The organism is Pseudomonas cichorii, from assembly GCF_015471405.1.
In the GTDB taxonomy this organism is placed as follows: domain Bacteria; phylum Pseudomonadota; class Gammaproteobacteria; order Pseudomonadales; family Pseudomonadaceae; genus Aquipseudomonas; species Aquipseudomonas serbiensis.
Window position 1 is genome coordinate 34,998 of the sequence record NZ_BLVZ01000001.1, and the last position, 19,743, is coordinate 54,740.

Here is a 19,743-nt window from a genome sequence, read left to right on the forward strand (position 1 = left end):
GCCAGCGACACGGGCGTCAAGCTCAGGATGGCCAATCAGGAGTACTCATGAATAACAAACGCAACATTGCCGCTGTGACGGCAGTGGTGGTCCTCATTGGCCTGGGCAGTCTGGCCATCGGCGGCGGTCAGTCTTTCTCCAACGCTTCTTCCGATCATGCCCATGAAGACGAGAAGGAATCGTCTCACGCCCATGAACAAGGTCATGAAGGGGAAGAGCATGACGATCATGGCAAAGCGCAGAAGGCCAAGCCGGCAGAAAAGGATGACCATGGCGATGAAGGCCATGAAGAGGACGGCTTGCTGGAGTTGAGCGAGGCTCAGATCAAGGCCGCGGGCATAGAGCTGAGTGTTGCAGCCCCTCGCCAGATGAACACTACCGTCTCGTTTCCCGGTGAAATCCGCTTCGATGAGGATCGCACTTCGCATGTGGTGCCAAGGGTCAGCGGTGTCGTGGAGGAGGTGAAGGCCGATCTGGGGCAGCAGGTCAGAAAAGGCCAGGTCCTGGCGGTGATTGCCAGCCAGCAGGTTTCGGAACAGCGCAGTGAATTGAGCGCCGCCCAGCGCCGGGTCGAACTGTCCCGCCTGACATTTCAGCGCGAGAAAAAACTCTGGGAAGACAAGATCTCTGCCGAGCAGGATTACCAGCAGGCTCGTCAGGCCTTGCAGGAGGCGGAAATCGCTCTGACCAATGCCCGACAGAAAGTCAGTGCCATGGGCGCAGCGGGCAATGCCAGCGGAAATCGCTATGAACTCGTCGCGCCCTTCGATGCCGTGGTCGTGGAAAAGCATATGGGGCTTGGCGAGGTCGTGAGCGAGAGCAGCAACGCTTTCACGCTTTCGGATCTGTCGCGTGTCTGGGCCACGTTCGGTGTGACTCCCAAGGATCTGGACAAGGTGGTTGTGGGGCGCAAGGTCAAGGTCAGTTCACCGGACATGAATGCCGAGGTCGAAGGCCAGGTGAGCTATGTCGGTAACCTGCTGGGCGAGCAGAGCAGGGCGGCAACGGTGCGGGTGAAGCTTGCCAATCCGCAGGGCGCCTGGCGTCCCGGATTATTCGTTTCCATCGCCGTGGCGGCTCAGACCAGCGAGGTCGCGATCAGCATTCCCGAGGAAGCGATTCAGACAATCGAAGAAAAACCTTCTGTCTTTGTACGTATACCCCAGGGGTTCCAGGTCCAGCCTGTCACGCTCGGGCGTAGCGACAGCGGGTATGTGGAGGTTCTCAAGGGGCTGGCAGTCGATACACAAGTCGCAACCGCCGGCAGTTTCGTCCTCAAGTCGGAGCTGGGCAAGGGCTCGGCCGAGCATGCCCATTGATCCGCTACGCACGAGAACTCTCCCATGTTTGAACGCCTGATTCAATTTGCCATAGAGCAACGCATTGTCGTCATGCTGGCGGTCTTGCTGATGGTAGGGCTGGGCATTGCCAGCTACCAGAAGCTGCCCATCGATGCGGTGCCCGATATCACCAACGTCCAGGTGCAGATCAATACTGCTGCACCGGGTTTTTCTCCGCTGGAAACCGAACAGCGCATTACGTTTGCCATCGAAACCGTCATGGCCGGGCTGCCGGGCTTGAAACAGACTCGCTCGCTGTCGCGCTCGGGGTTGTCTCAGGTCACGGTGATCTTCGAGGATGGCACCGACCTGTTTTTCGCTCGCCAACTGGTCAGCGAGCGTTTACAGACCGCCAAGGAGCAGTTGCCCGAAGGCATCGATGCCATGATGGGGCCTATTTCCACGGGGCTTGGGGAAATATTTCTCTGGACGGTCGAGGCCAGGGAGGGGGCGCTGAAGGAAGATGGCACGCCTTATACCGCCACCGACCTTCGGGTGATTCAGGACTGGATCATCAAGCCGCAGTTGCGCAATGTGCCGGGTGTCGCTGAGATCAACACCATTGGCGGTTTTGCCAAGCAGTACCAGATCGCCCCGGACCCCAAGAAACTGGCCGCCTACAAGCTGACGCTCAATGACCTGATCGTGGCGCTTGAGCGCAATAACTCCAATGTCGGCGCCGGTTATATCGAGCGTGGTGGCGAGCAATTGGTGGTGCGTGCGCCGGGCCAACTGGTCAATGAGCCGGATATCGCCAATATCGTGATTGCCAATGTGCAGGGCACTCCGATCCGGGTAAGCCATGTCGCCGATGTCGTGATCGGCAAGGAGCTGCGTTCCGGTGCCGCGACCGAAAACGGTCGTGAAGTGGTGCTGGGGACGGTTTTCATGCTGATCGGGGAAAACAGTCGCAGCGTCTCTCAGGCGGTGGCGGCAAAGCTGACCGAGATCAACCGCTCGCTGCCCAAGGGGGTTGTGGCGGTTACGGTGTATGACCGTACCCATCTGGTCGAAAAGGCCATTGCCACGGTCAAGAAGAACCTGGTCGAAGGCGCGATTCTGGTCATCGCTGTCCTGTTTCTGTTCCTGGGTAACATCCGCGCCGCCCTGATCACCGCCATGGTGATTCCGCTGGCCATGCTCTTCACCTTCACCGGCATGTTCGCCAACAAGGTCAGTGCCAACCTGATGAGTCTGGGGGCGCTGGACTTCGGGGTTATCGTCGATGGCGCGGTGGTGATCGTCGAAAACGCCATTCGCAGGCTGGCCCATGCCCAGCAGCGGCATGGCCGGATGCTGACCCGTTCCGAACGTTTCCATGAGGTGTTTGCAGCCGCGCGTGAGGCCCGGCGTCCGTTGATCTTCGGTCAGTTGATCATCATGGTCGTCTACTTGCCGATATTTGCCCTGACAGGCGTCGAGGGCAAGATGTTCCACCCGATGGCCTTTACCGTGGTCATTGCCCTGTTGGGCGCGATGATTCTGTCCGTGACCTTCGTACCTGCCGCGATTGCCATGTTCGTCACTGGCAAGGTGAAAGAAGAGGAAGGCGTGGTCATGCGTACGGCTCGGCAGCGGTATGCGCCGGTTCTGGATTGGGTGCTTGGCCACCGCACTCTGGCCTTCGGCATGGCGTTTGCGGTTATCGCCGTTTCTGGTGTGGCCGCCAGCCGGATGGGCAGCGAGTTCATTCCGAGCCTGAGCGAAGGCGACTTTGCCTTGCAGGCATTGCGTGTGCCGGGCACCAGCCTGACCCAATCGGTCGACATGCAGCAGCGTCTCGAAAAGGCCATTATCGAACGCATGCCTGAAGTAGAGCGTATGTTCGCTCGTACAGGCACGGCGGAAATTGCCGCTGACCCGATGCCGCCGAACATTTCCGATAGTTATGTGATGCTCAAGCCGACGGATCAATGGCCTGATCCGAAGAAGTCGCGAGAGACGCTGATTGCCGAATTGCAGGCAGCGGCTGCCAGTGTGCCGGGTAGCAATTACGAGCTGTCCCAGCCGATTCAGTTGCGCTTCAATGAGCTGATTTCAGGCGTGCGCAGTGATGTTGCGGTAAAGGTGTTTGGTGATGACATGAATGTCCTGAACCAGACTGCCAACAAGATTGCGGCAACGCTTCAGAAAGTCAGTGGTGCCTCAGAGGTCAAGGTCGAGCAGACCACCGGCCTGCCGGTGCTGACAATCAATATCGATCGCGACAAGGCCGCCCGTTATGGCTTGAACATGGGGGATGTGCAGGATGCCATTGCCATTGCTGTCGGTGGGCGTCAGGCCGGTACTTTGTATGACGGGGACCGCCGCTTTGATATGGTGGTGCGTTTATCCGAGAAGCTGCGCACCGACGTGAACGGGCTCTCGAACCTGTTGATCCCCGTTCCGGCAAGCCCGGGCAGCAACTCGCAAATCGGCTTTATTGCCCTGTCGCAAGTGGCGACTCTGGATCTGGTGCTGGGGCCTAACCAGATCAGCCGCGAGAACGGCAAGCGCCTGGTCATCGTCAGCGCCAACGTGCGTGGCCGGGACCTCGGCTCGTTCGTGGAGCAGGCAGGACAGGACATTCAGGAGCAAGTGACGATCCCGCCAGGATACTGGACCAGTTGGGGCGGCCAGTTCGAGCAGCTTCAATCGGCGGCCCAACGCCTGAAAATAGTGGTGCCTGTCGCGTTGCTGATGGTGCTGGCGCTGCTGTTCATGATGTTCAACAACCTCAAGGACGGCTTGCTGGTGTTCACCGGGATTCCCTTTGCGCTCACAGGCGGCATATTGGCTTTATGGCTCAGGGACATTCCGTTGTCGATTTCCGCCGGGGTCGGGTTCATTGCCCTGTCCGGTGTCGCGGTCTTGAATGGTCTGGTGATGATTGCCTTTATCCGTAACCTGCGTGAAGAAGGGTTCAGCCTGTCCAGGGCGATTCACGAAGGGGCATTGACCCGTCTGCGACCTGTCTTGATGACGGCCCTTGTCGCTTCGCTGGGCTTCATCCCCATGGCCCTGGCCACAGGCACTGGCGCTGAAGTACAGAGGCCGCTGGCAACCGTCGTGATCGGCGGCATCCTGTCGTCCACGATTCTGACCTTGCTTGTCCTGCCTGCGTTGTATCAATGGGCGTATCGTCGGGAGCAATAGAGAACTTTTTGGCTGATTGAGCCCGTGGCAGGTGACTGTCACGGGCTTTTTATATTTCAGGCAATTAAAGCTGGACGGGGCAAGTTGTTTGAAAGAGGGATTATTACGTCATTACAAAATGGTAATTCTCACGTAACGTTCTGGAAAGTGTCCGATTGCTACAGTGAGTCATCACTAAATAGGAGTCGGAAGATGAATGTTCTGAAGCTGTCTGTTCTTGCCTTTGCACTTGCCTCGCCGCTGACCTCGTACGCTTTCAGTTCTGTGGATCTACGGGGCGACGAGCGGAGCAGGGAGCATCAAATAAAGGTCGAGGATTATGCGGCCAGGACGAAAAAGTCCGTTCCTGAAATACAGAATTATGTCTACGGAATGAAACTGGATATTGCCAGGGTGGTGATTAAGACGCCGGTTCCAAAGAACTGCGGGGTCAACGCTAAATTGATGACGTATGAGAACTCAAAAGGCGAGCTTAATACACTGCGTTACAAGGTGCTGAGTGACTGTGCCGGCAAGAATTGATGACGGCTCCGCTTGCCTCGTTGATGTCTACAAATAAAAATATTCAGAAACAATTGGTCCTTTGGGCTATGCCAGATGGCAGTGTTTATCAAATTATTGGATTGCTACATTGAATCGTCACTAAACAGGAGAAAATAGATGAATGTTTTAAAGCTGTCCGTTCTTGCTTTTGCGCTGGCTTCGCCATTGACCTCGTACGCTTTCAGTACTTCGGATTTACGGAGCAGTGATGAACGCAGCAAAGCGCATCAGATCAAGGTCGAGGAATATGCGGCCAAGGTCCAGAAGCCGGTTCCCGTTATACAGAACTATGCCTACGGAATGAAGCTGGATGTTGCCAAGGTGGTCATCAAGACCCCGGCCCCTGGCGACTGCGGTATCAACTATAAGTTCATGACTTATGAAGATTCGCAAGGCGATCTCAATACACTGAGTTACAAGGCAATAACTGAGTGTGCCGGTAGAAACTGATGCCTGTAAACCAATAAGCGGCTGGTGCGTATGCGCCAGCCGCTTATTGCATTTGAGGAAGGCATTCCCGACTGCATTCCTTGCAGCTATGCCCATCCTGCCCGGGGTTCACCATCAGCCTTGAACACCAGGGCTTTCAAACCACCATCGATACGGGCATCGGGAAACTCGGGCGGATTTTCCAGGCGTTGCTCGAAGCGCAGGCCCGGAGCTTCAGCCGCCGTATGCTGGATCAGAAAGTCCGGTCCGACTGCCGGGTCGTTCATGCAGGCCAGTACAGACCCATCCTCGGTCAGCAGTTCCGGCAAGCGGCGCAGAACCCTCTGATAATCCTTGTCGAGCATGAAGCTGCCTTTCTGAAAAGACGGCGGGTCGATGATGACCAGATCATAAGGGCCGGAGCGCGTGACCTTGGCCCAGGACTTGAAAAGATCATGGCCCAGAAAGCTGACCCGGCTCAGGTCATGGCCATTGAGTCTATGATTCTCCCGGCCACGATTGAGGGCGGCCTTGGCCATGTCCAGATTGACGACGTGATCGGCACCGCCTGCAATGGCGGCCACTGAAAAGCCGCAGGTATAGGCGAACAGGTTAAGTATCCGTTTGCCCCTGGCCTGGGAACGAACCCATTCACGACCGTAACGCATGTCCAGAAACAGCCCGCTATTCTGTTTCTTGCCGAAATCGACCTTGTAGCGCAGGTTGTTCTCAGTGATGACCCATTCGTCGATCGCCTCGCCCAATAGCCATTGCACGGTGCTTTGTGGCTGATAGCGATGTTGCAGCAGGAGCGTATGTGCCTGGCTCTGTTGCCATTGGGGCGATTGTGTCAGCTCCATCAATTGCCGTGTCAATGCCTCCAGCTCTGATTCGAGCGGTTCCTTGAACAGCGAGACCAGTACCACGCCTTGCATCCAGTCGACCGTGATCTGCTCAAGCCCCGGCCATACTCTGCCGCGGCCATGAAACAGGCGGCGGGTTTCATCGGGCACAGTGCTCAAGGCATTGAGCAGGTGCTGTTGCAGTGTGGCGAGCGCATCAGGGGTCATGACAAGGGTCGGCAGAAAAGGGGCGCGTATGTTAAACGCATTTCAACCGACGCTGAAATCGAAGCGATGTCGATGCTTTCTGGCAGGCAACTCAACGGGGCATATAGCGGCGTTGCCAGCGATGGGGGATCTTCAGTGATACAAGCCCCAGCAACGCAGAAAGCACCCCGCTGACCAGCAGCGCATTGAGGCCCATGCGCTGTTCGAGCACAGCCCCGATGACGGCGCCGATGAACATGCCTGCCCATGGCACAAGCTGAATCCGCCAGCCATCGCGTCGCTCGCCCAGCATCCAGCGCCCCAGGCCACGCCCGAAACGTGACAGAGCGCCGGTCACGTAGGTCAGGCCGACCGGAAGGCCGTTGACCTGTTCGACTGCGGCATTGAGCATGCCCATGGCCAGAATGGCCCAGACCAGTGCCAGAATGTTCGCACCCATCGGCCAGGCCGCTGCGGCACAGAGCAATGTTGCGATACTGAGCAGCAAGGGCAGGGCGCGCCTGCCGCCCAGACGGGCAACGATGACGCCCAGCGCATTGCCCGCAATAAACACGGCAATGGCCAGTATCAGGCGAGTGGTGGTTCCCGGGTCCCCATCGCTGATGGCGACGGCCAGGCGAGTGGTGTTGCCGCTCATGAATGAAACGAAATCCCCGGTGGCCATGAAGCCTATCGCGTCTGTCATGCCGGCCAGTACCGACAGGCTGGCCGCCAGCGCCATACCGACCCTGCCGCGCCATTTCTGCATGTTCAGGTGTCTGGGGCTGGCGTTGATCTTTGCGGGCGATGGCAACATTGACGGCTCTCTGGCAGCAGGCAAGTGCGGAGCAGGGGTTCGATACAGGGTCTATTGCGGTTTGGTGCGCACGATCCTTTTTGCCTTGACCTCGTCGGCATAAGCCTTGAGTTGATCGGCATCGCTGTAGAGCCTGTTGACCAGTTGCAGAATGGCGGTCACATCAACATCTTTCATGTCCGAAGCGATCTTGAGGATTTCATCTGCCGTTTTTTCGAGGTTGGATGCCGTACCCTTCAGGTGCCGTTTCAGCTCCTGCGTCGGCTTATTGAGAGCCATATATATTCCTGTCAGATAAATGTCTGAACTCCATGCCCTGAGCATGGCTTTTTCCACGTTAACAAGCAATCCGTGGGTCGTTATCTGACATTCATGCAGGAAAGGGTGGCGGGCAGCCCGGATACTGTGTGCGTTACCCGTAACGTCCCGCCGGGCGGACCTGGATCAATCGTCGCGGGTCAGCACTTCCAGCAGCTCTATTTCAAAGGTCAGATTGGCGCCGGGCTGGATATGGGCGCCCATCTTCCTGTCGCCATAGCCGAGATGGGCCGGGACGAAGAGTTTGCGTTTACCGCCGACTTTCATTCCCATCAGGCCCAGGTCCCAGCCTTTGATGACCCTGCCGGTACCAATCACGCACTGGAACGGTTTTCCCCGCTCATGGGATGAGTCGAAGACCGTGCCATCGTCCAGCACGCCCGTGTAATGAGTCGTGATCAAGGCGCCTTTGACCGCTTCCTTGCCGTCCCCGATATGCAGGTCGGTAATCTGTAATTCGTTGCTCATTGCCAGCTTGTCCAGTGAGGGGCGGGGTTGCTTTCTCGCAGAAAACCTTTGGGGTAGCAAGCTGCGGAAACGAAAACGGGGAAGTTTTCACTTCCCCGTCCGGTTCGTTGCAGAGTCAGGCATCAGAGGTTCTGCGTGCTGATTACCATCGCCTGAGCGATATTGGCTTTCTGCTCTTCGGTAAAGTGGTCCCAGACATTGACCTTGGCGTAGTAGCCAAGCCCGGCCAGGCAGTAGAGGCTCAAGGTGAAAACGACAAAGATCGAAATGAATGTCCAGCGACCCTGATCGTCTTCGCGCGTGAAATCACGGGAGTAGCGGGTATCTGCAGAGCCACGGGATGCAAGCACCGAGGACAGACGTTTGAACCATTGGAACAGGTGAATCACAACAAGCCGCAGCATTGGAAATAGCCTCAATATCAGAAAACGGAGCTGGCCTTGGGGCTCGATGAGCCAAAAAGCAAAAGCTGAAAACGCAGAAAGCCCGTCTATGACGGGCTTTCTTTTTATGAGTCAGTTCAAGTCGTTTGGGGGTATCGCAACAAGACAGCCTTGCTGCCGATGTTCGATTCCGCACTCGCTTGACGATATTGCAACATTTTAAGATAAATGCGCGGCAGCAGCTACCGGCTGGCGGCTGTTGTCAGATAACTGGTCGCCTCTGGGCGTGCGACATAGTGTCGCTGGTGGGCTCTTTTCCATGACCCCCGTCAATCTTTGTAATACTTATTCGACGGGTGAAATATCTTTTTATATTGTAGGATCTCATCCCGCATTAAATTTCTGGACTATATGAATACCCCTCAGGAGCCTCCTGGTCGCTCTGCTTCATCAACACCCTCTGTCTGCTCGCGTGCCCACGCCTCGTTATCGAGTGGATCACTTCATTCAAGCATTGGTTTCTTCACTCTCTTGCAGGGTGTTTGCCCCGTCAGCCTTTTGCCCTCCGGATTTGCCGAGCAACGCCCGGTAATGCCGCAGAGTGCATGCTTGATTCTGCCGATGACATCCTCCCGCCACTTCTTGCACGAGACTGAATGATTCCTATGGAATGGATTGCTGACCCCACGGCATGGCTTGGCCTGCTTACGCTGATCGTGCTGGAACTGGTGCTGGGTATCGACAACCTGGTGTTCATTGCCATTCTGGCTGACAAGTTGCCCCCCGAGCAGCGTGACAAGGCCCGCGTGATCGGCCTGTCCCTGGCGCTGATCATGCGGCTGGGCCTGCTGGCGAGTATTTCCTGGATGGTGACGCTGACCGAGCCTCTGTTCGAGGTGTTCGATCACAGCTTCTCCGGACGTGACCTGATCATGCTCTTCGGTGGTGTGTTCCTGTTGTTCAAGGCCACGATGGAATTGCATGAGCGACTGGAAGGCCATGTCAGCCAGCGCGCCGGTAATGCCACCTATGCCATGTTCTGGCCTATCGTGGCGCAGATCGTGGTGCTGGACGCCGTGTTCTCGCTGGATGCCGTGATTACTGCGGTCGGCATGGTCGAGCACCTGTCGGTCATGATGATTGCCGTGATTTTCTCCATCGGCCTGATGCTGGTTGCCAGCAAGCCGCTGACCAAGTTCGTCAACAGTCACCCGACCGTCATCATGCTGTGTCTGGGCTTCCTGATGATGATTGGTTTCAGCCTGACCGCAGAAGGCCTGGGTTTCCATATACCTAAAGGCTACCTGTATGCCGCGATTGGCTTCTCGATCCTGATCGAGGTGTTCAACCAGATCGCTCGCAAGCGCAGCAAGAAGTCTGCCCATGGTCATCTTCCGCGTCGTGAGCGTGCAGCCCATGCGGTGATGCGTCTGCTGGGTGGCCGCAAGCTGGAGGCGGGCGAGGTCGATGAGGAAATCATCGAAATGGTCGAAGGCGAAGGCACCGAGCCGGTCTTTGACCGCCGCGAGCGCGTCATGATCAGCGGCGTCCTGCAACTGGCCGAGCGCCCTGTGCGTACTGCCATGACGCCGCGTACCGAAGTCGACTACATCGATATCGGTGACGATGCAGAGAAGATCCGCCTCAAGCTGATGCACTCTTCGTATTCCCGATTGCCGCTGATCGGTGAGGCTGGTATCGATGAGCCATTAGGCTTTGTACACAAGAAGGAACTGTTGAAGGAAATCCTGGCCGGTAACGAGCCTGATCTGCGCCTGATGAGCCGCAAGGCCATCAACCTGCTGGATAACTTCACGATCCTCAATGCCCTGGAGCAGATGCGCAAGGAATCGACTCACATCGCATTCGTGGTCAATGAGTTCGGCGATTTCATCGGAGTCCTGAGCATGACCGATATTCTGGAGTCCATTGCCGGCCAGTTACCCGATGCCAGCGAAGTGGAAGGCCCGGATATCGTGCCGCAGGGCGAGGACTTCCTGGTCTCGGGTGCCTTGAACCTGAGCCTGATCCGCGAGCGGACCGGCTTCCAGGCCAAGGCAACCGATGATTACCAGACCCTGGCCGGTCTGGTCATGAGCCTGCTGGATCGCTTGCCGGTGATCGGGGACAACCTGGACTGGCAAGGCTGGCAACTCAAGGTCATCGGTGTCGAGGAGCGGCGCGTGACTCGGGTTCTGCTGCAAAAGCAGCCGGATGCGCAAACCTCTTAAACCTTGAATCGTGGGTGGTATGGGTGTTTTTAGCCCGTACCACCCACGTTTTGCTGTCGGCGGTCAGGCGAACCTGCACTGCCAGCGAGGCTTGGTCTATCCTGCCTCATTCCCAGTGGTTTCAACATGCAGTCAACCACGTCCACAAAACGGAGACTGCCATGGCCGCTGCCTTCCTGTTCAATCCCAATCTGACTTATGACGTCGTTTCTGCCCGCAAGGCCTATCCGGTCTGGCGTATCCGCGAGCGCAAGGTCTACGCCTATCTGGAGCATGATCCGCGCCGCGACTGGAGTGGCGAGATAGGCACCTTGAGCCTTGGAACCCCGCAGCGTCTGGTTGACCATGACGGGCAAACCATCGCCTATATCGTGGGGGCCGAAGTACGGGACACCAAGGGGCGACGATTTGCCCTGAACGAAGTCAAGGACTGACCCGACTTTTGATTATCGACGCCGTGGCCGCGAAACCACTGACTCGATATTCTTGCGCCCGATCAACTTCGGCTGGGCTGGTTCTTGAGCTTCAGGCTCATCGATCAGCCATTTGAACATCACCAGACAATCCACCAGCCCCGATTGCCGATGGCGATAGGCGTGTGGCAGACGCCCCACGGTTTCAAAACCCAGCTTGCTCCATAGGGCAACCGCCGCTTCATTGGTGGATACCACCGAATTGAACTGCATGGCCAGAAAACCGCTTTCGCGAGCCAGTTGCTGAGAGTGCTCGCACATCAGGCGTGCCACGCCACGCCCCCGTGCCGCCTCAGTCACCATATAACCGCAATTGCTGACATGCCTGCCGGGACCGGCGGCATTGGCCTTGAGGTAATAACTGCCCAGCAACTGGCCGTCTTCTTCTGCAACCAGCGTATGCAGCGGCAACCCCATCCACAGGTCGCGTGCCTGCTCCCGAGTCAGAGCAGGGTCGTAGGCGTATGTTTCCTGGGCCACGACGACAGCCTGAAAAGTGGGCCAGAAAGTCTCGAAGTCGTCGTTGGTCATGGGGCGAATCTGAATCATGGGGTTCCTTGCAGAAGGGCTGTAGCAGAATGTCGTATCGGGCGGGTAGATTTTGCCTGAGCCCCGGATTTTGTACAGTCTGGGTTCTGCCGGGGCTAGGCTCTGTACGAAAAGTCGGCGAGCGAAGGTCAGGCAAGGCAAAAACAGGCGAGGAACGGTCGGAGTCGCGCTCGACTTTACGTCTTGTAAATGAGCATTGCGATGGGGGCGCCGAGCCCGGACTCGCGCACGAGCCTGTTTTTAACGCAGCATCACCGAGCGCAGCCACTTTTCGTACAAAGCCTAGGGCTGTTGATCGGTTTTTCTCAGTCACTATAAACCACATGTCGCGCCATCAGATTGGGGCGGATGAGGGTGTCAATGGTTGCAATCCGATAACTCATTTCGTTTACCTTCGCTTTGAAAGTGTCGTCATCCATGTTCATCCAGTAATGCTGTTTACGGCCGTACTTGCGGTCATGCTCTGCCGTGATAGGGTCCAGATGGCGATAAGGCTCATGGCATGGTAAATCGGGAAGAGGGCGGCTGATATCCATGAAGTTCTGCAGGTAGTCCCATAGCGCGCAAGGTTTATGTGTCATGTCATCGGGACAGAACAGACTATTGAGATTGATCTGGATATCGCCATAGCGATGGCATAGCAATAACCCATGCATCGGCCCGTGACGATCCGGTGTGGTGGTCATGTAGGCATCAAACTCATGGAACGGCGCTACCCGCTCGTCGATGACACCGTCTTTCTTGAAGCGCTTGTAATCGAAGAGCGTGACCAGCCCGGTACGACGATTCAACTCCCAGAGCGGGCCTTTGGGTGGGCGGAACCAGATGCGGGGGAAGTAGTTGACAATGATGTGGCCGATGAGCCAGAGCAGGAGGGGAATACCCAAAAATACGGGATAAACACTAAGAAGAAGATCAGAGGTCTCTTCCCACCACGAACGACGCGAATCAACTACTGCTAGTAGGTGAACGAACAGTGAAATAGGCAGAAAAACAATAAAGCCTCCCTTGCCAAACGCAAGCATTAATAACCAGAACTGTGATCGAAAAGGGAGTTGAGCGAACCTGAAGCGCTCCTGATCATATTTTTGATGCAGTTCCACTCCTTCAAAAGGGGCCGGTACATAAGTTCCCGCAGCCTTTTGCTCCCGTTTTTCCTCTTCGGCTTGTTCCCAGAACCTCATGCTTTTTGGTGTTGGATCTTCCATGAAGTCGATAAGGGTAACGTCCTGAGTCTCCCCCCATGGCAACCGTCTGGTCGCGAATTTATGTAACCAGCTGCGCGGACTCGATGCGATCTGGTCCGGTATGCGGTCTGGTCGGTAAGCATGTGGGCCATAGTAAGACGAAGCTTGTGGGTTATTCATTGTGCAGGGCCTTGGTGAGTGATTTCATCTGCCCAGAACGGTTGGCTGATTTTTCTGAAGTCTGGTCTGGCCCAGTTCGGGCTGTATTGAGTTGGGTCCTTGACCGGTGGAGCAGGAAAGTAGCGTTTTTCGCCGTCGCTACTGAGTACAAATTGAGCTCTGATGTACCATTTGAAATATTGAGACTTAGTATCACTTAGTCGTAATGGCTGAAAATGAGGTGTCGAGAAGTACAGCTCCAGTGCATCAGGGTATAAGCGTTGAGCCACAGGTTTTTCGGACGTTTGTGGAAGTTCGCTTTCACTGGTGTAGGGTACGCCTTGGTTATTGGACGATTGAGTGAGCATGCAGACTCGACAATCAGCCTGTATATCAATAGTGCCAAGGCTACCAATCATGCCAGGCAAGTAGCTTTTAAGCCGAATCAGGGTGTTAGAAGTACGTACCCGGTAAGGCACTTCTGCATGAAGGTCCAGTTTAGGTTCAATTTCATAGGCCGGATTGCGTTGTATATCGATGCTGATGCCGGCAAGCAGGCTGATCAGTCGATAGAACGCTTCCTTTGGGTCCTGTAAGTGTCGGGCAATAGAATTGCTTTCGGCAAAGGGGCCATTTTCAAGCCATGTCTGTAGCGGTGTACTGTTCAGCCAGAAGACCAGTCCGGCACCGCCGACAATCAGTAACAGCGCAAGCCAGCCAAGAGGTCCAAGCCCCAGTATGGTTGTCATGCTTCCCAGGAGACCCCCAGCAGTGCTGGCTATACCGCCCATGGACATCATCAGATAGCCATATCTGGCCTTGTCGTTCCATTGCCATGAATACCAGGCATCGTAAAGATTAACACTGGCGAGAATCAGGCCGGAAGCAGACTGGAGAATGAGCCTGGCTGATATTTTTTTAGTGAACCTCGCTCCTAATACACTGCCAAGCCAGCGTTTTGCTCCTTCTTCGGAAATATGGAAAAGGGTTTTTCTGGTAATAACTTTTGCAGGGTCTGTTCCAGAAAGTTTTATAGTTAAGGCCTCCATCGCAATAACTATATCAATGGCTGCACCAGTCAAACCGATATTCGTTCGGAAACTTCCTTTTTCACGAATGCTTTGCTCTTGCCCTTGTTTTTCAGAACTCACATTCCACATCTCTAGCATCAATACCCCAACGCAAAAGGGGGACGAGGCGAGTATTCGGTAAGAGGCATTTGTGATGTTCTCGTTTAGCTCGCTGAGCGTTCTACCCAAGCCCTGCTGGGCATTTGGGCTATGGCTTTGTGCCGCGTATGCTGCTTCCTGAGCTGCTGTCAGTTGTTGGTTCATCTGGCTTATCAGTTTTGCAGTATTGTGATTACGCGGTATCACCAACACCCTATGTTCGCCGGTAGCCCCGCTGTTGGAAGGTATTCTGTGATTATCGTTTTTGTTCAGTCGATTGCCTTGGCTATCGAGAAACTCTCCGTAATGGGTGTTGGGAAGGGCCTGTCGCGTAGGCAGGTCTTCCAGACCAAACACATAGTGGCCTTGGTTGATCTGGCGGCTTTGCATGAAGTAGGTCGGCCCGAAGGTCTTGGGCAGCATGCTGCGTAATTGCTGTAAGCCGAGTGACTGTCGATCAATGTTGACCGTAAGCTCTAATGCGCCAAGGTGTTGCCCCGCTTTTTCCGGAAGATCATTGGCGTTGTTATTCGTTTTTTTGATTTTTTCAGCGTCAATTTCTGCTCGAAGGAGTTCTTTGCGGACCGTACCAACGTGGCTTTGAGGCTTGTCCAGAGCACCTTGGAGATTCTCAAATATACTGACTAATGCAGCAGAGATACCCTTGCCACTGTTGAGCCAGAGAAAGCTCATGAGGTTGTCACCAGCCAGCAGATTGCTCAGTATCACGCTATCCAGAGTGGCCTGATTCACGGGGCTGGGAGTTATCAAGTTTTCATGTTTCGCCAGTTCGGTCGCACGAAAACGTCCGTCGCCTGAGTTTTCATCCTCTTTGTCCGGGATTTTATAGGCCTCGTATACGGTTTGCGGATTGCATACAGGCCAAAGCATTGCATGTAAGGGGGATTGGGGGGTGTCGACAATTTTTCCCAAAAAATTCTGGCTTTTGCTGACCTCGGGATTGTGCATGCCGACACCTGTGACGGCATCGGTGAGATCACGGCCATTGGCCAAAGGATCTAGCTGCGCAGGTGTCAATGCAATGGCTGCCAGTGTTCTGCTTAATTCAAACAGTGCAGATACATAGTCGAATCCGTTCAGGCTCAGATGATCGGCAAGTGTTTGCTGTGTGGATGCTTGTGAAAGGCTAAGGACAACCAGCTCTTGGGCAGTGCTCATGTGTTGCCAGACCTGTGTACGCTCAACCGTGGCCGTACTGCAATTTATATTTCTCTTGCCGGTTTCGCTAAGCCTTGTCATTCCTTCGTGCAGTGGATTGGGTTGGCCTTGAATGGCCCTGGGCGCGATCAAGTGCTGTACCAGCAATGCACTTGAGTGATGTGGGTGTTGCATGGCGCGTCGGGCACAGAGGCCAAACAATTGTGTATGCGTTTCGATGCGTCGTTGCAGGTGTCGTAAACGGTAACGCGGATCTTCCAGCAATACACCGCAAATCTGACGTCGTCGGGCATTGGCCAATACGTCACTGACGTTTGCTTGTGCTGCCCATAACTCAACAGGATTATGTGGCTCTTGCGCAGTACTGCCGGGCAGGCTGGCGAGCAATGCATCGGTTACGGCAGTTAACTCCAGCCTGAGAGTGTCCTGCAAGGTCACGCCCTTGGCTGCGTAGGCAAGAAAGTCTTTGGCCTGTTGGTATGCATGTACCGGAAACTGCCCCGATAGGTCGCATAAGTACAATGCGGGTTGATCCAGCAACCACTCGTAGCCAGGCTCGCGTGAGCGTTGTGGCGCGGCCAGGCTGACAGGGAATACCATTAGATCCAGGTTATATCTAACAGCTTTTGCCAAGGTGACATTTCTCTGGTTGATAGCGTTCTGCATATCGAAGCTTGAGAAGGCCTCCAACATGAACTTGCCATCAGGTTTATTCTTGTATAGCTCCTTGAACCTTGCCTTTGAACAATACAGGTCCGGGCTTGTGCAACGTAGCGATCTAAGACTGCTGTCCTGCTCCAAACGTTTGAGGCGTGGGGCGCTCAGTTGTATTTCTGAAAAGCAGAGCTGCAAGTTTTTTACTTTCACGTTGTTCCAGATAGCGGGCAGCCAGATATCGTCCAGCGCCTGACCGATAGCCTTGCGCTCGTCAGGCAGAAAGCTTTCGCCCTGGCGATATCGAGCGACTTCAATGTCATGGTAAGTGGTGCGGTTGGCCGCAATTCGGATTTCCAGTTCTCGCCAGAGTTTTTGCCGGTAGAACACATATAAAAAGCCCGCTCGAGCAAGTATCGGTGTGCCGGAGTCGTTGCGATTTTTTGAGCCGGGTAAGGCAACGAAGGGGATTATTGGCACCAGTTGGTTGAATTGCGCATCGGGCTGACGTGGCGTGTTTTGCAGATCATCAAGTAAAGGGAGGCGAATAGGCTTACCGTCGGTCGTGGCGATTTCCAGTTCAAGTCTGGACTGAGCCATGTAATCCCATGCATGCAGTACGCTGCTGTACAACTCATGTTCCTGTTCATCGATGCTTGCCTTGAAGGCCATACCGGCGTTGTCACAGAACAGGAGTTTTTGGCTGTCAGGATGATCCTTACCGATCACCTGTACGATCAATTTTCCTGCTTCACATGCCGGGCCAGCGCTCAGACTGCCAAGAGGTTTGCTCATGAATGAAAACCCTTGTTCTGAACTTGTTGCTCCAGGGACTGCTGCAGGTCGTGCAGGCGTTTTTCATTGTTATCGTGTTCATCTGTAAGCTGTATGAGGCTTGTCGGATATTGCGCCCGTAGCGAAAGATATCGCTTCATCACGTCTTGTTCTTCGCCGAATCCTTGACTCATTCCTTCAGCGAGATAGATCAGCGTTTGAGGAAAGGATGTATCGGACCGCTTCCTCCACCAGTTGTAGGCAAAGCGCTCTTGCTCCTGGCGTTGGAGAGCATGCTCATGTATGGCATCCAGGTGTGGAGTGAAAGACTCATCCGGGCATTGCCAGTCGCGTACATGAGGATTCTCCGTGGACTGCCAGCGTTGCCTGTCTAAGGCATAGTCTGTCCATGTACCGCCATACCAGGACAATCGTGAAATTGGCCCCAGCCATTGGGCGTTAGCCTGCGCATCATTAATGCCGAAGAAATAGCTGGCTGTAATGGGATTTGAATAGCGCAGGACACCCCGACGTATCTGATCGAAGTGGATGAAGAGGATCCGCCTGAGATGCGCGAGCAGGACATTGGTCGATGAGGTACTTTCAATAAGCAGTCCAGGCCAATGCTCTGGTTCCAAGTGAATGGCATCCAGCAACGGCGTGTTATCCATAATCTCCAGCCATATCGGGCTTTGCTCTTTGCAGTCAACCAGTTCTGTCTCGTTGAACAGGAGATGTGGAGCCGGAGAAGGCAATAAGCTGTAAATCTTTTCCAGTAAATCGTCCGTACGTTCTAGTAGCACTGAAGAGGTCATTGTTTTTCTTCCGTCAGCAATACTTTGCGGCAGCCGCAATCTTCGAGCAGGCAATTCAATGGCGTACCGCCTTTGGGTTTCTGACATAACTCGACGATGGGAGCGGGGCCTCTCAGATTTTGCATCAACAGTTGTCCGGGTCTTTCCGTCGCCGCCTGCTGTAACAGGCCAGGCAGCAATGGCATTGAACTTGTCCCGATGCCCGGAGAGCCGCCCTCATTGGTCCTGACCAATGGCCCGTTCATCATCACGCCACTGTGATCGATCTTGATAAAGCTGCCGCCGACCTTGAGGGTCAGCTCCATCCCGGCGTCGATCACCAGCTTGTCGCCGGACTTGATGTGGATTTCCTTTCCGGCTTCTACGAGCTGCGCCACTCCCACCTTGATGTGCTGAACCTGAGCGATGCTCAAATGATCGTTCGCCCTGATTTCCACCTTGCGGTCGGCGTTGACGGTGCGGTGTTCCTCGGCCTTGAATTCGCTGTAGCTATTGGCCTCGACCCGGTCGTGACGCTCATGGCCGACATGTATCTTCTGGTCGTGGCCGATGCTCTGGTCCCAGTTGCGCTGGGCGTGGATGAAGATCTGTTCCTGATCCTTGCGGTCCTCGATGCGCAGCTCGTTAGAGCCACCGCCACCGGGGCTGCTCAACGTCTTGAAGACGCTGCGGGTGCGGTGTTCTGGCAGGCTGTAGGGCGGGGTGTTTTCGGCGTGGTAGAGGCAGCCGGTGACCAGTGGTTGATCGGGATCGCCTTCCAGAAAAGTCACCAGCACTTCCATGCCGACCCGTGGCAAGACGACAGCACCATAGCGATTGCCCGTCCAACCGGACGACACCCGCAGCCAGCAACTGCTTTTGGCATCCTGCTGGCCTTCGCGGTCCCAGTGAAACTGCACCTTGATCCGGCCATGTTTGTCGCAATGGATTTCCTGGCCCCGAGGCCCGGTGACCATGGCGGTCTGGCTGCCCTGAATGCGTGGTTTGGGATGGCGCAGAGGCGGGCGATAGAAAGCGTCCCACGGCGTACCGCGAAAGGTATTGCGATAGCCCTGCCAGTCAGAAGGGCGAGCGGACTCTTCCAGCACCTGCGGTTGGCGGCCTTCGTGACGAACCTCGGTCAGCAGCCAGAGCTGGTTCCAGCTTTTCTGCGGGTGACTGGCCAGCTCCAGAAAGTGGCCGCTGACCAGTCGTGGCTGATCGCTATGGCCTTCGGCGAGGCGGTAATCATGGCGGTGGCGTTCCAGTGCCCGTCGGGCCAGAAGATTGCCACGCTCACGGTTGGTGAAACGGCCGGGGTAATCGTAGTCCTCAAGGTCGGGCAGGGTTTTGTTCTGGACTTCGCTTTCAAGGGGAACCAGCGGTTTCTGAAAGTCATAATCCCGCCGCGTGGTGCGAGAGGTACGAGTTTCAAGACGCACATTGAAGCGCTTGACCACCGGCTCATCGGGGACCATCCCGCTGTCCTGTCGATAGGTCAGCGGCTTTAGCCTGGGGAAGACCGTCTGGTCATCGCCGAATACCAGCCGGTGCATGGCCCTGCTGTGCTGGAAGTGATAGTGCAGGCCTTCTTCTTCACAGAGTCGCTGAATGAAATGCAGGTCCGATTCGTCGTACTGCACGCAGTACTCGCGTTTCGGGTACGGCAGACCGAGCTGGAAGTGATAGCGGTCGGCCAGGATGCCGTGCTCTTGCAGGATCCGGGCAATGATGTCCGGCACCGACTGTTGCTGGAAGATGCGTTGATTGATGCGATGGCCCAGGTAGGCGAGGTGCGGTCGCAGGGTCATGGCGTAGTGTGTCAGGCGTTTGCGTGAATCGCCTTGAGCGATACGGTCGATCAAGCCATGCACGCCAGCGTCGTCGGGGCCGAACTGCAGAAAGGCAGAGCGATTGAGCAGGCTGTCCAGATCCAGCGCCGGGTTTTCGCTGACCAGTTCCAGCTCAAAGACAAAGGGCTGGTTGATGGCCTCCGTGCCGGTAAAGGCCAGCACCTGAAAGTCGTGTCTGACGTCCTCCAGATGCAGGCTGAAATGTGTTTGATGGGTGGGTGCGGACATCACGTATTACT

At 55.4% G+C, this 19,743-nt stretch carries 15 protein-coding genes and 1 pseudogene; 6 read left to right on the forward strand and 10 right to left on the reverse strand.

The features are described from left to right. Window positions 1-47 precede the first annotated feature (47 nt). The 4 genes from JL015_RS00135 (at window position 48) to JL015_RS00150 (ending at window position 5,468) form a co-directional block, all read left to right on the forward strand. A complete protein-coding gene (locus tag JL015_RS00135) occupies window positions 48-1,319 on the forward strand; it encodes an efflux RND transporter periplasmic adaptor subunit (protein ID WP_201016914.1) in 1,272 nt (423 codons plus the stop codon). 24 nt (window positions 1,320-1,343) lie between these two features. After that, entirely contained in the window at window positions 1,344-4,475 is a 3,132-nt protein-coding gene (locus tag JL015_RS00140; RefSeq protein ID WP_201016915.1) for a CusA/CzcA family heavy metal efflux RND transporter, read from the forward strand. A gap of 192 nt (window positions 4,476-4,667) precedes the next feature. Further along, window positions 4,668-4,997, forward strand: coding sequence for a DUF2790 domain-containing protein (locus JL015_RS00145; protein WP_201016916.1), 330 nt, complete (start codon window positions 4,668-4,670; stop codon window positions 4,995-4,997). A 138-nt stretch (window positions 4,998-5,135) separates the two neighbouring features. After that, window positions 5,136-5,468: a DUF2790 domain-containing protein gene (locus tag JL015_RS00150; RefSeq protein WP_201000324.1), complete on the forward strand. Its 333-nt coding sequence runs from the start codon at window positions 5,136-5,138 to the stop codon at window positions 5,466-5,468. 86 nt (window positions 5,469-5,554) lie between these two features. On the opposite strand, the gene JL015_RS00155 is transcribed toward JL015_RS00150, so the two are convergent. From JL015_RS00155 to JL015_RS00175, 5 genes are all read right to left on the reverse strand, one after another. Continuing rightward, the gene (locus tag JL015_RS00155) at window positions 5,555-6,517 is read right to left on the reverse strand and encodes a class I SAM-dependent methyltransferase (RefSeq protein ID WP_201016917.1); all 963 of its coding nucleotides are present in this window, start codon (window positions 6,515-6,517) and stop codon (window positions 5,555-5,557) included. A 91-nt stretch (window positions 6,518-6,608) separates the two neighbouring features. After that, the gene (locus JL015_RS00160) at window positions 6,609-7,313 is read right to left on the reverse strand and encodes a YoaK family protein (protein ID WP_201016918.1); all 705 of its coding nucleotides are present in this window, start codon (window positions 7,311-7,313) and stop codon (window positions 6,609-6,611) included. 51 nt (window positions 7,314-7,364) lie between these two features. Further along, window positions 7,365-7,592, reverse strand: a complete 228-nt coding sequence (locus JL015_RS00165; protein WP_201000327.1) for a hypothetical protein — start codon at window positions 7,590-7,592, stop codon at window positions 7,365-7,367. Window positions 7,593-7,757: 165 nt separating this feature from the next. Beyond that, a complete protein-coding gene (locus JL015_RS00170; protein ID WP_201000328.1) occupies window positions 7,758-8,099 on the reverse strand; it encodes an FKBP-type peptidyl-prolyl cis-trans isomerase in 342 nt (113 codons plus the stop codon). Window positions 8,100-8,221: 122 nt separating this feature from the next. Beyond that, window positions 8,222-8,503: a hypothetical protein gene (locus JL015_RS00175; RefSeq protein ID WP_201016919.1), complete on the reverse strand. Its 282-nt coding sequence runs from the start codon at window positions 8,501-8,503 to the stop codon at window positions 8,222-8,224. 644 nt (window positions 8,504-9,147) lie between these two features. On the opposite strand from JL015_RS00175, the gene JL015_RS00180 reads away from it, so the two are divergent. Further along, complete coding sequence (locus JL015_RS00180; protein WP_201017198.1) at window positions 9,148-10,713, forward strand: TerC family protein; 1,566 nt, start codon at window positions 9,148-9,150, stop codon at window positions 10,711-10,713. 161 nt (window positions 10,714-10,874) lie between these two features. Further along, complete coding sequence (locus JL015_RS00185) at window positions 10,875-11,147, forward strand: hypothetical protein (protein WP_201000330.1); 273 nt, start codon at window positions 10,875-10,877, stop codon at window positions 11,145-11,147. Window positions 11,148-11,159: 12 nt separating this feature from the next. Here the strand turns inward: JL015_RS00185 and JL015_RS00190 are convergent, their stop codons facing one another. From JL015_RS00190 to tssI, 5 genes and pseudogenes are all read right to left on the reverse strand, one after another. After that, window positions 11,160-11,735: a GNAT family N-acetyltransferase gene (locus tag JL015_RS00190; protein WP_201016920.1), complete on the reverse strand. Its 576-nt coding sequence runs from the start codon at window positions 11,733-11,735 to the stop codon at window positions 11,160-11,162. 305 nt (window positions 11,736-12,040) lie between these two features. Continuing rightward, complete coding sequence (locus JL015_RS00195) at window positions 12,041-12,943, reverse strand: hypothetical protein (protein WP_201017199.1); 903 nt, start codon at window positions 12,941-12,943, stop codon at window positions 12,041-12,043. Between the two features lie 155 nt (window positions 12,944-13,098). Continuing rightward, window positions 13,099-16,878 carry a hypothetical protein gene (locus tag JL015_RS00200; RefSeq protein ID WP_201016921.1) on the reverse strand — a complete coding sequence of 1,260 codons (3,780 nt, stop codon included), beginning with the start codon at window positions 16,876-16,878 and terminating at the stop codon, window positions 13,099-13,101. 248 nt (window positions 16,879-17,126) lie between these two features. Then, a pseudogene (locus JL015_RS00205) lies at window positions 17,127-17,672 on the reverse strand (DUF4123 domain-containing protein); the annotation flags it as partial. Further along, complete coding sequence (tssI, locus tag JL015_RS00210; RefSeq protein WP_201016923.1) at window positions 17,669-19,732, reverse strand: type VI secretion system Vgr family protein; 2,064 nt, start codon at window positions 19,730-19,732, stop codon at window positions 17,669-17,671. The pseudogene JL015_RS00205 and the gene tssI, both read right to left, overlap by 4 nt. Window positions 19,733-19,743 lie beyond the last annotated feature (11 nt).